The 14,591-nt window shown below is 46.2% G+C and carries 11 protein-coding genes; 10 read left to right on the forward strand and 1 reads right to left on the reverse strand.

Going from position 1 to position 14,591, the window contains the following annotated elements; translation table 11 throughout:
- The first annotated feature begins 4 nt into the window (after window positions 1-4).
- The 9 genes from DW033_RS01205 to htpG all read left to right on the forward strand — a co-directional run bounded on the left by DW033_RS01205 (window position 5) and on the right by htpG (window position 11,758).
- Window positions 5-748, forward strand: coding sequence for a lipoate--protein ligase family protein (locus tag DW033_RS01205; protein WP_122268214.1), 744 nt, complete (start codon window positions 5-7; stop codon window positions 746-748).
- Window positions 749-852: 104 nt separating this feature from the next.
- A complete protein-coding gene (locus DW033_RS01210; RefSeq protein WP_036630459.1) occupies window positions 853-2,187 on the forward strand; it encodes a dihydrolipoamide acetyltransferase family protein in 1,335 nt (444 codons plus the stop codon).
- Between the two features lie 23 nt (window positions 2,188-2,210).
- Entirely contained in the window at window positions 2,211-4,244 is a 2,034-nt protein-coding gene (locus DW033_RS01215) for a thiamine pyrophosphate-dependent enzyme (RefSeq protein WP_122369407.1), read from the forward strand.
- A gap of 33 nt (window positions 4,245-4,277) precedes the next feature.
- Window positions 4,278-4,781, forward strand: a complete 504-nt coding sequence (locus tag DW033_RS01220; RefSeq protein ID WP_005857641.1) for a flavodoxin — start codon at window positions 4,278-4,280, stop codon at window positions 4,779-4,781.
- Between the two features lie 324 nt (window positions 4,782-5,105).
- Window positions 5,106-5,546, forward strand: a complete 441-nt coding sequence (locus DW033_RS01225; protein WP_005857644.1) for a MarR family winged helix-turn-helix transcriptional regulator — start codon at window positions 5,106-5,108, stop codon at window positions 5,544-5,546.
- Window positions 5,527-6,846 (forward strand): TolC family protein, encoded by a 1,320-nt coding sequence (locus DW033_RS01230; RefSeq protein ID WP_008772398.1) that lies wholly within the window; start codon window positions 5,527-5,529, stop codon window positions 6,844-6,846. The genes DW033_RS01225 and DW033_RS01230 overlap by 20 nt, the downstream gene beginning before the upstream one ends.
- A gap of 15 nt (window positions 6,847-6,861) precedes the next feature.
- Complete coding sequence (locus tag DW033_RS01235) at window positions 6,862-7,932, forward strand: HlyD family secretion protein (protein WP_122382310.1); 1,071 nt, start codon at window positions 6,862-6,864, stop codon at window positions 7,930-7,932.
- Window positions 7,929-9,533, forward strand: a complete 1,605-nt coding sequence (locus DW033_RS01240; RefSeq protein ID WP_199712361.1) for an MFS transporter — start codon at window positions 7,929-7,931, stop codon at window positions 9,531-9,533. The genes DW033_RS01235 and DW033_RS01240 overlap by 4 nt, the downstream gene beginning before the upstream one ends.
- 170 nt (window positions 9,534-9,703) lie before the next feature.
- Window positions 9,704-11,758, forward strand: a complete 2,055-nt coding sequence (gene htpG, locus DW033_RS01245; RefSeq protein WP_122114934.1) for a molecular chaperone HtpG — start codon at window positions 9,704-9,706, stop codon at window positions 11,756-11,758.
- 57 nt (window positions 11,759-11,815) lie between these two features.
- Here htpG and DW033_RS01250 read toward each other — a convergent pair whose 3' ends face one another.
- Entirely contained in the window at window positions 11,816-12,139 is a 324-nt protein-coding gene (locus tag DW033_RS01250; protein ID WP_005862963.1) for a co-chaperone YbbN, read from the reverse strand.
- Between the two features lie 112 nt (window positions 12,140-12,251).
- On the opposite strand from DW033_RS01250, the gene DW033_RS01255 reads away from it, so the two are divergent.
- Complete coding sequence (locus DW033_RS01255; RefSeq protein ID WP_008772403.1) at window positions 12,252-14,570, forward strand: patatin-like phospholipase family protein; 2,319 nt, start codon at window positions 12,252-12,254, stop codon at window positions 14,568-14,570.
- Window positions 14,571-14,591 lie beyond the last annotated feature (21 nt).

The following is a 14,591-nucleotide window of genomic DNA, read 5'->3' on the forward strand; positions in this document are numbered from 1 at the left end:
CCTGATGCTTTGCATTCACAATACACAAACGGATCCATACTTCAATTTGGCCGCCGAAGAGTATCTGCTCAAGAATTTCAAAGAGAATATTTTCATGCTTTGGCAGAATGAACCATCAATCGTGATCGGTAAGCATCAGGATGTATGGGCCGAGGTAAATCTCAAATTCGTACAAGACCAACAAATCAAGATAGCACGCAGGTTTTCCGGTGGTGGTGCCGTTTACCATGATCCGGGAAACCTGAATCTTACATTTATAGAGACCGGCCAGATTATGCAGACCGACAAATATACCATCCAGATCATGAATTTTCTCAAGACATTGGGAGTACATGTCGAGGTGGATGAACGGAAAGGATTAACTATCGGAGGATTTAAAATATCGGGTAGCGCACAGAGTATCCATAAGAATCGGTATATGCACCATGCTACCTTATTGTTTTCCACCGATCTGGATAGGCTCGTCACCTCCTTGAAAAGTACATCCCATCAAACACCAAAGAAAACAGGAGGTAAACGATCGACATTCGTTAAATCTGTACGGAGTCCGGTCACGAATATCAGCGCCCATCTTCCGGCTTCTATCTCCATCCAGCATTTTAAGAAAGCGCTTCTTTACTATTTCACGATCAATAATCCCGGCATACAGGATTATTCCTTCACGCAAGCAGACTTGGAAGCCATCTATCGGCTTAAAGAGCAGAAATATGCTACAGCCAGCTGGAACTTTAACACTTATACACTATAATACAGAAACTTACCTTCTTGATCTTTGTTCTTATTATATACCGTTTGTAGAGACGGGGCACGCCCCGTCTCCCCACTATATAACAGTAATTAAAAAATCAAAATATGGCTACATTTGAGATAAAGATGCCTAAGTTGGGCGAAAGTATTACAGAAGGAACCATCATCTCATGGTCGGTAAAGGTAGGTGATACCGTAGAGGAAGATGATGTCCTTTTCGAAGTAAGCACAGCGAAAGTAAGCGCTGAGATTCCATCCCCCGTTGAGGGAAAAGTAAAACAACTTCTTTTTAATGAGGGAGACACCGTAGCGGTCGGTACAGTCGTAGCGATCCTTGAGATCGAAGGTGAAGGAGAGGATAACGGAGCTCAGCCGGAAACCTCGGAGGCTACTCAACCGAAAGAACAAGTCCCCGCTCCCGTCCCAGAGGAATTATCAAAGAATTCCCAAGAGGAAGATCGTTGGTATTCTCCCGTCGTATTGCAATTAGCGAAAGCTGCCGGTGTATCGCAAGATGAACTGGATCATATTCCGGGTACCGGATATCTGGGACGTCTCAGTAAGAAAGATATTCAAACGTATATCGATCACAAAAATAAAGGTACGGAAATGCCGAAGCCGAAACAGGCTCCTGTTTCTTCCATGCAGCAAACGGCTACGAGCACGCCAACAATTACGGTAGCGCCGCCGACCGCTCCTTCCATGCCTATGACAGCGGCCACTCCATCTGCTCCACTCGCCCAAGGAGACGAGGTGAGAGAAATGGATCGTGTACGTAAGATCATTGCGGACCATATGGTATTATCGAAAAAAGTATCTCCGCATGTGACGTCGGTTATCGAGGTAGACGTGACCCGACTGGTTAACTGGCGTAAAAAAGTGAAGGATCAATTCTTCAAGCAAGAAGGCATCAACCTAACTTATATGCCGGCTATTACCGAAGCGACCGCCAAAGCGTTGAAAGCCTATCCATTAGTAAATTCATCCGTGGACGGTTACAATATCATCCTAAAGAAGCCTATTAATATAGGTATAGCGGTTTCCTTAAACGACGGAAATTTAATTGTCCCGGTTATACACGATGCCGATAAGCTGAACCTAAGTGGCCTCGCCTCACAAATAGATACCTTGGCGGCTAAAGCCCGTGAGAATAAGCTCGCCCCGGATAGCATCCAAGGCGGAACGTTCACGATTACGAATTTCGGAACCTTCAAGAGTCTGTTCGGCACCCCGATCATCAATCAGCCTCAAGTAGCGATCCTAGCCGTCGGTTATATCGAGAAGAAGCCTGCGGTAGTAGAGACGCCCGAGGGAGATACGATCGCTATCCGTCACAAGATGTACCTCTCACTCTCCTACGACCATCGTATCGTGGACGGAGCTTTGGCGGGAGCCTTTTTACGTTCCATCGCCGACGAACTAGAGAATTGGAACGCTTAATACATTATATATAATAGAACAACATGAAAAAGTATGATATAAAAACAACAGATAAGGAGACTCTCAGGAAATGGTTTTACCTTATGACGCTCGGAAGGGCGATCGATGAGAAGGCTCCCTCCTATTTATTGCAATCTCTCGGCTGGTCTTATCATGCCCCGTATGCCGGGCACGACGGGATACAACTCGCCATGGGACAAGTATTCGATAAGGATACGGACTTTCTCTTCCCCTATTACCGGGATATGTTGACGGTTCTCTCGGCGGGAATGACCGCTGAGGAGATCATCCTGAACGGTATCTCCAAGGCGACCGATCTGACCAGTGGCGGCCGCCACATGTCTAACCACTTCTCTAAGATGGAATGGCATATCGAGAACGTTTCTTCCGCTACGGCGACTCACGATCTCCATGCCGCCGGCGTGGCACGGGCGATGGTTTACTATGGACAGAAAGGCGTAGCGATTACCTCGCACGGTGAATCGGCCGCTTCCGAAGGCTATGTGTATGAGGCAATCAATGGCGCCAGCAATGAGCGACTGCCGGTTATCTTTGTCTTCCAAGACAATGGATATGGTATCTCTGTCCCCAAAAAGGACCAGACGGCCAATCGTAAAGTTGCCGATAACTTCTCTGGCTTCAAGAATTTACGTATTATCCATTGCAATGGAAAAGACGTGTTCGATTCCATGAATGCCATGACCGAGGCCAAAGAGTACGCGATCGCCAACCGGACTCCCGTAATCGTTCAGGCCAATTGCGTACGGATAGGCTCCCACTCAAACTCCGATAAACATACCTTGTATCGTGATGAGAACGAGCTTACCTATGTAAAATCCGCCGATCCTTTATACAAATTCCATCGCATGCTGATTCGTTACGGACGTTTCACCGAGGAAGAATTGAAAGAGATCGCGGATCTAGCGGCTAAAGACCTGAAAGCCGCCAATCGGAAAGCGATGGCCGCCCCCGATCCCGATCCGTCTACCGTCAAGGATTACGTCCTCCCGGAACCTTATCAACCTCAGAAATACAAAGAAGGTGTTCAAAACAAGGAAGGAGAGAAAGAAACGCTAGTTACGGCGATCAACAAGACGTTGAAAGCGGAGTTCCGGCACAACCCGGATACGTTTATCTGGGGACAGGATGTAGCCAATAAAGAAAAGGGTGGCGTATTCAACATCACGAAAGGCATGCAGCAAGAATTCGGTATCGAGCGAGTCTTCAACGCCCCTATCGCCGAGGATTATATCGTAGGGACAGCGAACGGTATGTGCCGCTTTGACCCGAAGATCCATGTAGTGATCGAGGGCGCGGAATTCGCCGATTACTTCTGGCCGGCCGTCGAGCAATACGTGGAATGTACGCATGAGTATTGGCGCAGCAACGGGCAATTTACCCCAAACATCACTTTGCGCCTAGCCTCCGGAGGCTATATCGGAGGAGGGCTTTATCATTCCCAGACCATTGAGGGCGCATTGACCTCACTGCCCGGTGCCCGGATTGTTTATCCCTCTTTTGCGGATGATGCCGCCGGACTGTTGCGGACAAGTATGCGTTCTAAAGGCTTTACGCTCTATCTGGAACCGAAAGCGCTCTACAACGCGGTAGAAGCCTCCACCTTTGTCCCCGAGGATTTCGAGGTTCCGTTTGGGAAAGCCCGTATCCGCCGTCCGGGAAAAGATCTGACGATCATCACTTATGGCAATACGACCCATCTTTGCCTCAACGTAGCCGAGCTTCTTTACAAAGAAAAAGGCTGGGAACTGGAGGTTATCGATCTTCGTACCTTGATACCATTGGATAAAGAGGCGATCTTCAACTCGGTGAAGAAAACCAGTAAAGTATTGATCGTACATGAGGACAAGGTCTTCTCTGGCTTCGGAGCGGAAATTGCCGGTATCATCGGCTCGGAACTATTCCAGTACTTGGATGCTCCGATCCAACGGGTAGGTTCCCTATTCACTCCGGTTGGTTTCCATCCGGTCTTGGAACGGGCCATCCTCCCCAACGAGGAGACCATCTATCATGCGGCAAAAGAACTGCTGCTTTATTAGATCCACATTCGTTAAATCTTTAAAAGCATCACAATGAAAACAGGATTATTTTACGGAACGGGCACAGAGAAAACAACCTTTGTCGCCAATAAAATAAGAAAAGCTTTCGGGGAGGATCAGATCGATATCATCCCTATTGAAAGCGCATGGAAAAGAGATTTCGAGGCTTACGACCATATAATCGCAGGAACCTCTACTTGGTTCGATGGCGAGCTTCCCACCTATTGGGACGAGATCATCCCGGAACTGGTCACTTTAGACCTTAAAAATAAGAAGGTCGCTATTTTCGGTCTTGGAGATCAAACGAATTATCCGGATAATTTCGCCGATGGAGTCGGCATATTGGCGGACGCTTTCACCTCCTGTGGAGCGACTTTAGTAGGCGAGACCTCTTCGGATGATTATTTCTTTAATGCCTCCAAAGCCTTGAAAAATGGCAAATTACTAGGCTTAGTCCTCGATTTGGAAAACCAACCGGATCAAACCGACAAACGAATCGAGCGATGGGTGAAGCAATTGAAGGAGGCGTTTGGATAAAGAAGAATGCATCTTAAACTCGTAAACGAGAACTAAACAGAAAGCGTAACGAATCACTCCACGGGTTTGTTACGCCTTCATTCTATACACCTGTCTTTCATACACATACTGTGCCAACATCTACCATCGCCTTGGCACAGCTGTGCCACGCTGATGGCATACCCGTGCCATAGTGATGGCAAGCCCGTGCCACGCCGATGGCAAAGCTGTGCCACCTAGATGGCAAACATACTTTATTAGCGAGACACTAATTAGTTAAACATTTGACTAATCCGAGAAAAAACGCTATCTTCGCGCCCAGCAAGTTTAAAAGAATTATAAGTAATGGTAGAAGGTAAAGAATTCCGGGAACTTATGTTACAAGTTGTCCGCACACGCATGGCATTTCGTCGGTCTATGCAACGAACGCTGAAAAAGAACAACGCCGGTATAACATTTGAGATGCTTCAAATCTTGAGTTGCCTATGGCACGAACAAGGTATCACCCAACAGGTCTTGGCAGAGAGAACGGCAAAGGATAAGGCTTGTCTGACAAACCTAATGAACAATTTAGAGAAGAAAGGCTACGTCCATCGGAAAGAAGATCCCGAGGACCGGAGGAACAAACTGGTTTTCCTAACCCCGGAAGGAGAAGAATTCAAAAAGCAAATTCGCCCGATCCTTGATCAGGTTTATGTACATGCGGAGCATATTATCGGAATAGAGAACGTAGAAACCATGTTATCCGAATTAAAAGCAGTACATAATGTCCTTGAGAATATATAAAAAGCACGTATTGAGCCTCTTTTGTATGACGGTCGCTACATTTCCGGCAATCGCCCAAACCGATTCGCTCTTCTTGACCATCGACCAGCTTTTCGAGAGAGGCGTACGGCATAGTCTGCAGATCCAAGCAGACGTCTTAAAAGAATCGATAGCGCAAGAGAGAACCCATACGGCACGTTCCGCACAATTGCCAGACCTGCAAATCGGCTTGAAAGGTGGATATGTAGGGCAACCGATCCTCTTTGAGCAAGGACTCGCCCATCCGACTCGCCCGGAAGCGCCCGATTGGTCCCAGAACTATGCCATCGACCTTACCCAACCGATATATCAAGGCGGTAAAATCCGGTATTCCATTCGGAAAGCGGATCTGGAGAAAGAAGTCGCCTCTTTACAAACGCTCACAGACCAGAGTGAGATCAAGCTCGGTCTATTAAACCAATACATCGGTCTTTTCAGCCTGTTTAAACAACGTGAGGTGCTTTCCCGTAATATCGAGGAATCGGAACGCCGCCTGCAAGATATCCGGCGTATGAAAAAAGAGGGACTGATAACCAATAACGACGTATTAAGAAGCGAGATGCAATTAACCAACGACCGCCTATCCTTGCAAGAAACGGATAATAGCCTCATACTGGTATCACAGCAATTGGATATCCTGATCGGTCTCGATGAAAATCTATTGCTCAAACCAGATACCACGTTACTGGACCAAACCGTATCTTTAGAAACTTACGAAGATTATGTAGCCCAAGCCTATTCCAATGATCCGGCGATACGTCTACTCCGGAAACAAACAGAGTTAGCCCAAAATGATATACGTTTGACTAAAGCCTCCTCGCTACCCAGCCTATCGCTATATGCGTCGAACACATTGGCACGTCCGGTCTCCCGAACATTAGCGGATATGTACAATAACAACTGGAACATAGGGCTGTCGCTCTCCTACCCTTTATCCTCTTTATATAAAAACAACCATAAAATAAAGGAAAGCAAATGGATGGTCTCGTTACATAAAAACGAGGAGGAACAGAAAAAGCAGAAAATCCGCATGGAAGTACGCACCGCGTTCTTACGTCATAAGGAGGCCCTACAAGAAGTGGAAGCCTTGAAGTTATCCGTACGGCAAGCTCAAGAGAACTACAGGATCATGCAAAACCGGTATTTAAACCAATTGGCGATCCTAACCGACTTACTCGACGCGAACTCGGTTCTCCTCAACGCGGAGCTACAGCTCACGAATGCCCGTACCCACGTGATTTACACTTACTATCAACTACAGAAGGCTTGCGGCCGTCTCTAAAAAGAAACAACGACTATGGCAAACGAATTAAAAGAGAAACATCAAAGACTAAAGAAAGTAAGGACACGGAATATAGTATTAAACTCCATATGTATCCTTTTAGCCGGTTCCGGCATTTGGTGGACAGCCAATTATTTCTGGCGTTACATCAATTATGAGGTGACAAACGATGCCTTTGTGGACCAATATATCGCCCCACTAAATATACGTGCCTCCGGCTACATAAAAGAGGTCCGTTTCAAGGAACACCAGTACGTTCACCAAGAGGACACACTTCTCATACTGGACGATCGGGAATATCGGATCAAGGTAAAAGAGGCAGAGGCCGCGTTGATCGATGCCCAAGGATCACAAGACGTACTTCGTTCCGGTATCGAGACCTCCCATACGAACATCGCCGTACAAGACGCCAACATCGCCGAAGCTAAAGCCAAGCTTTGGCAACTGGAACAGGATTATCACCGATTTGGGCGGCTGCTGAAAGAAGAATCGGTCCCCGAGCAACAATACGAGCAATCCAAAGCCGCTTTCGAGGCGGCGCAAGCCCGATATCAGGCGTTGGTGGAACAAAAGAAAGCCGCTTTCTCCCAATTCACCGAAACCAGCAAGAAGACAACAGGAGCCGAGGCGGCGATCTTACGAAAAGAAGCGGATCTGGATTTAGCGAGGTTAAACCTTTCCTATACCGTTATAACCGCCCCTTACGACGGTCATGTAGGCAGACGGACCTTAGAGCCCGGACAATACGTGCAAGCCGGACAAACGATATCCTACCTCGTACGAGATAAAGACAAATGGATCACGGCCAATTACAAGGAGACCCAGATCCCCCACATCTATATCGGGCAAAAAGTACGTATCAAGGTAGACGCGTTGCCGGGAAAGATATTCAACGGGGAGGTAACCGCAATCTCCGACGCCACAGGCTCCAAATACTCATTGGTCCCGACCGACAATTCCGCCGGAAACTTCGTCAAGGTACAACAACGTATCCCGGTACGGATAGACTTGGAAAATCTATCGCAAGAAGATACGCAATACCTAAGAGCAGGCATGATGGTTGAAACAGAAGCCTTACGCAAATGATCACGATGAAAGAGCTTGGGGCACCGATCCGCCAATGGGTGCCGGACTGGTTAGGATTGATTTGCATCTTCATCGTTATCCTTCCGGTTACGATGCTAAACGGTTCGTACACCGGCAGTATGCTGGAGGTATCAAACACGCTAGGCACGAACACCGAGGATATAACCATGGGATATTACGCGGCAGCGGCGGGAATGGCGGTATCCTATCCGATTATTCCGAAGATATTAGAAGCCTTCTCTATAAAATTCTTATTGTTAGCGGATTTAGTCGCCCAGTTCTTCTTAAGCTGGATCTGTGCCCGCTCCCAGAACGCCGACATATTGATCGTCTGTAGTTTCGCGATCGGTTTCCTGAAAGGGTTTCTCATGCTGTGGTTTATCCGGTACGCACAAAAGATATTCAGCCCTAAAAATATACGTAGCCAATTCTACTCCTACTTCTATCCTTTTGTTTTCGGAGGGGGACAAGCGTCCATGCTTGTTACCGCACAGTTAGCCTACCATTATGACTGGAAATATATGTATTATTTCATGATGCTGATGATCTTATTGGCCATACTAGTGGTAATCATCTGCTTCCGCCATAACCGGCCGATCAAGTCCATCCCCTTGGCCGATCTACACATCCGAAAAATGTTCATCATATCCACCGGATTGTTAATGCTTATGTATGTCATTAATTACGGGAAAGTACTCGACTGGATGGCATCCCCCAAGATTTGCCTTTATATCATGATCGCCCCGATATTGATCGCTTTATTTATTTGGTATCAATATCATTCGGAACGTCCGTACGTGAATCTGGCGCCTTTATACCAGCCGAAAGCCATTATCGGTTATTTCTATATGATGCTTGTCATGTTTTTCAGTACTTCGACTACCTTGTTGACCAGCTACCTGACCAGTATCTTAAAGGTAGACAGCACCCATACCTATTCCCTTTATACTTATTTGCTTCCGGGATATGTCTTGGGGGCGTTCATCTGTTTTTGGTGGTTCCGGTGGCAACGTTGGCGGTTTCGTTTCTTGATAGCGGGAGGAATGAGTTGTTTCGTCCTGTTCTTCGGGAGCCTTTATTTCGGGATCTCACCGGATAGCAGATACGAGATACTCTACTTTCCTATATTCCTCAGGGGATTGGGCATGATGATTCTAATCATAGCTTTCGCCTTATTTGCCGTGGAAGATTTAAATCCTAAATATTTATTGTCAAACGCTTTCTTTCTCATCATTTTCCGTTCGGTACTATCCCCTATCATGGCGACTTCTTTTTACAGTAATATACTATATCGCTTGGAACAAAAATATATGTATTCCTTATCAGAAACCGTTACGCTGGCCGATCCTCTAGCCGCCTCACGCTATAATCAGGCGCTTGGCAACGCCTTGACCCAAGGGCATCCCTACGACGAGGCAGCGCAAATGGCTACCAATACACTCTATAATACGTTACAGCAACAAAGCTTATTATTGGCGTTAAAAGAGATACTGGGGTATTTATTAGTCATCTCCTTATTCATAGCGATCGTATCCCGTTTTATCCCATTCCATAAAACCATCCGTGTTACATTCGCCAAGACAGGAGATGATATGGTTTGATCAAACTATGCCCGGCTGCAAATCTATCAGCCGGCATCTGCCTTTTTGTCATTTATAGTTTATCCGAAACATTTTGGCATTCGTTTTGTATAGGAATAGGCAGATCTTGAGAATGATCAGGATCAGGAATACGCACAAAATAACAATAAAAATAATAAGATATTCAGACTATGAGCAGTAAACAAGGTAACATCGGAGTAACATCGGAAAACATCTTTCCGATTATCAAGAAGTTCTTATACAGTGATCACGAAATCTTCCTTCGTGAACTTGTTTCTAATGCGGTAGACGCTACCCAGAAGTTAAAAACGCTTTCTTCCGTAGGCGAGTTTAAAGGCGAACTCGGTGATTTGACCGTACAGGTTAAGTTCGATGACAAAACGATCACGATCTCTGACCGGGGTATCGGTATGACAGCCGAGGAGATCGATAAGTACATCAACCAGATCGCTTTCTCCGGCGCCGAGGAGTTCGTTGAGAAATACAAGAACGACGCCGCTTCTATCATCGGTCACTTCGGTCTTGGTTTCTACTCCTCTTTCATGGTTTCCAAGAAAGTAGAGATTGTGACGAAATCGTACAAAGAAGGCGCTGTTCCCATGAAATGGAGCTGCGACGGTACGCCGGAATACTCCTTGGAGGAAACGACGAAAGAGGATCGTGGTACCGATATCATCCTGTATATAGACGACGAGAATAAAGATTTCTTGAACAAGGACAAGATCAATGGCTTGTTGACAAAATACTGCCGTTTCTTACCGGTTCCTATCGCATTCGGCAAGAAGCAAGAGTGGAAAGATGGTAAATATGTAGATACAGACGAAGATAACGTAATCAACGACACCAAACCAGCATGGGTTCGCAAACCGGCCGATATGACCGACGAGGATTACAAGAAGTTCTATCGTGACTTATATCCTATGACGGATGAGCCGTTGTTCTGGATTCACTTGAACGTAGACTATCCGTTCAACTTGACCGGTATCTTATATTTCCCTCGCATCAAGAGCAATATCGACTTGCATCGTAACAAGATCCAGTTATATTGCAATCAAGTATTCGTTACGGATTCCGTAGAGGGTATCGTTCCTGAGTTCTTGACATTATTGCATGGTGTATTGGATTCGCCGGATATCCCGTTGAACGTATCCCGTTCCTATTTGCAAAGCGATCAGAACGTGAAGAAGATCTCCAACCACATCACGAAGAAGGTGGCAGACCGCTTGGAAGAGATCTTCAAGAACGACCGCCCGCAGTTCGAGGAGAAATGGGATAGCTTGAAACTATTCATCCAATATGGTATGTTGACTGATGAGAAGTTCTACGACCGCGCGGTTAAGTTCGCCTTATTCAAGGACGTCGAAGGCAAATACTTCACTTTCGAGGAATACAAGAACTTAATCAAGGACAACCAGACAGACAAAGAGGGTAACTTAATCTATCTGTATACCACCAATAAAGACGAGCAATACAGCTATATACAAGCCGCAAAGGACAAAGGTTACAGCGTCTTGGAAATGGACGGACAATTGGATGTACACTTGATCGGACAATTGGAGCAGAAGTTCGAGAAGAGCCGCTTCGTTCGTGTGGATAGCGATACGATCGATAACCTGATCCGCAAGGAAGACTCGAATAAGGTAACCTTGAGCGAGGAGCAGAAAACGGCCATGCAGGAAATATTCAAGAGTCAGATGCCGAAATTGAACAAGACCGAGTTCTACGTAACATTCGAGGCATTGGGCGAAAACGCGAACCCTGTCATGTTGACACAAAGCGAGTATATGCGAAGAATGCGTGAGATGTCCGCTATGCAACCGGGTATGTCTTTCTATGGCGAGATGCCGGATAGCTTCAACTTCGTATTGAATACGGATCATCCGTTGATCAAGAAAGTATTAACAGAAGAGGAGCAAGCTTGCGACGAGAAGTTAAAACCGATCCTTAGCGATATCAAAGGATGGGAGGCTCGTCAAGCCGACTTACGTGAGGCTCAAAGCAAAAAGAAAGAAGATGAGATCACGGCGCAAGAGAAAGAGGATATGACCAACACCAACCATAAGCTGGATGAGCTTCGTGAGCAACGCAACCAAGTTCTGGCCGAGTACGCCGGTACGAACAAGACAGTTAGTCAGTTGATCGACCTTGCTTTGTTAGGAAACGGTATGCTGAAGGGAGAGGCCTTAAGCCAATTCATCAAACGTAGCGTAGAACTGATCGGATAAACCAATCCTCACATATATAAAAAACCGTTCCTTCTCGGGGGAACGGTTTTTTTAGTTTCAGCCCACGACATCCTCGACCACTTTCCGCAACCTATCCAAGCTCATCTCGCCGGATTGTCTCCACAAAGCCTCCCCTTTCCGTAGCAGGATAAAAGTAGGAATCGATTCCACCGTATACAAATCGGCAAGAGCGCTCTCCTCCTCGATATTGATTTGTACCACTTCTAATTTTCCTTTCTCCAATTCCTTGAACTCCTTCACGATCGGCATCATTTTCTGGCAATGAGGGCACCAATCCGCATAAAACTCAGCCATGACCAAAGCACCGGTCTCCATAACGGTCTTATTCCGCTCTTCCCTATTCAATTCTTTCTCTTTCATAACATCATCTGTTTTAATTGTATTGATAACTCAACAATACGAAAAAACAAAATGTTTATGTTTCTAAAGAAATACTTCTTACATTTGGAGAAGAAAAACAGATTGGGTTCATATGAGGAAAATAACAGTTATCATAGCCTTATTCCTTGCTGCCATTCAGATTGTTTCCGCCCAGAAAGTAGGGTTGGTACTCAGTGGCGGCGGTGCCAAAGGAGCGGCACATATCGGAGTGATCAAGGCGCTGGAAGAAAATAATATACCGATCGATTACATTACCGGTACCTCCATCGGGGCGATTATCGGTAGTTTATACGCTATGGGGTATTCCCCCGAGGAGATGCTGGAGCTGATGCTTTCCAAGGAGTTCGCCTATTGGCAAACAGGTACGGTGGAGGAGCAATATACCTATTATTTCAAGGAGCCTTACCCGACCCCGGAATTTGCGCATTTCTCCATCGATATGTCCGATTCCCTACAGATCAAGGCTAGCTTCTTACCGCAAAGCTTGATCAATCCCATACAGATGAATCAGGCGTTCATGGCCTTGTTCTCGCAGGCGACGGCAAAGGCGGGGTGGAATTTCGACAACCTGTTTGTCCCTTTCCGTTGCGTGGCCTCGGATATATATACTAAAAAGCCGATCATCTTTAAGAATGGGGATCTGGGAGACGCCGTACGTGCCTCCATGACTTTCCCGTTTTTCTTCCAGCCCATATGGAAAGACAGTATTCCTTTATTCGATGGAGGTATCTACGATAATTTCCCGGTAGGCCCGATGAAAGACGCGTTCCACCCGGATTTCATTTTCGGATCGACGGTATCGGGAGGGAATAAAAAGCCTTCGGAGAATCCTTATAACCAGATCGAGACCATGATCATGCAAAAGACCGATTACGAGGTACCGGAGGAAGATGGCATGATGATTAAATTCAGTTTTCCCACCGTCTCCTTATTGGATTTCCAGAAAGGCAAGGAGCTTATGGACATCGGGTATAAACGTACCCTTTCCATGATCGACTCCATCAAGCAACGGGTTCCCCGGGAAGTGCCTTTAAATGAGGTTACCGAAAGAAGAAAAGCCTATAAAGAGAACCTTCCCCCGCTGATCTTCCGCAATATTTACGTGACGGGCGTATCCGAGGCCCAGCGTAAATACATAGAGGCCCAATTACACAGGGATATCAATAACGAGTTCTCCATGGAAGAGTTCAAGCGGGCTTATTTCAAGATGCTGACCTATTCCAAGATTAGGGAAATCATGCCGCATGCCGTTTATAACCGGAAAGAGAAGAAATTCGATCTTTATCTGGACGTGAAGATGAAAGAAGAGATCACGGTTGGCTTCGGTGGAAACGTATCGTCTCATCAAGCGAATCAATTATACCTAGGATTGGGGTATCAATATCTGGGACGGTTCGCCGCCGACGTAAACTCGAACTTTCAAGTGGGTAACTCCTTTAGTGGTGTCATGTTGAGTGGCCGGATGTACCTGCAAACGCAAATCCCCACTTATTTAAATTGGCAAGGAGTCTTCTCGGACAAGAAATATACGGAAAGCCAATCCCTCTTTTATGAGGATATAGTGCCCGCCATGATTAAGCAGAAAGAACTGTACATGAAACTAAAATTAGGCTTCCCCTTCCTCAACCACGCGAAAGCGGAGATCGGGTTCGCCTACGGACGGTTGAACGATTTCTATTTGCAGAGCACCACGATACCTTTCCCGAACGCCTCTTTCGACCATAGCTGGTACGATTTATTCAGTGGTTCGTTAAGTATCGAGCAAAACTCACTCAACACCAAACAATACCCGATAAGCGGAAAGCAGCAATTCCTAATCGCCCAATACGTAACCGGTACGGAGAAGTACACTCCATCCCCCACTTCCGCCACGACGGAAGCCCCGATTGGTCGCAAAGTGCATAGCTGGCTGCAACTGAAAGGGCGCTGGAACCAATACCAGACGCTGAGCAACCGTTTCAACTTAGGTTATTTGGCGGAAATGGTCATATCCAGCAAGAACCTCATGAATAACTATACGGCTAGCGTATTACAGGCCCCGGCGTTTACCCCGACACCCCATAGCGAGATTGTATTCAACGAGGCGTTCCGGGCGAACCAATATGTGGCTTTCGGGCTTTCCCCGATCTTGAAGTTAAGCAAGCTTCTGCACTTCCGGTTGGATATGTATGGCTTCGCTCCGCTCTATGAAATACAAAAGACGGTGCCGGAAAACAACCCGTATGTCGGAATCCCACATTATGGTAAGTTTTTGCACTCGTTTAATTATATGGGTGAAGCGGCGGTCGTATTGCAATTGCCATTTTTATGTATAAGTCTGTACGCCAACGGATACAGTTATCCGAAGGAGAATTTCAACTTTGGCTTAAACATTGGTTATCTGATCTTCAATCCAAAAATGTTAGATTAAATTCGCAAAAAAGTAGTCGAA

Source organism: Parabacteroides sp. AF39-10AC (genome assembly GCF_003635405.1).
Classification (GTDB): domain Bacteria; phylum Bacteroidota; class Bacteroidia; order Bacteroidales; family Tannerellaceae; genus Parabacteroides; species Parabacteroides distasonis.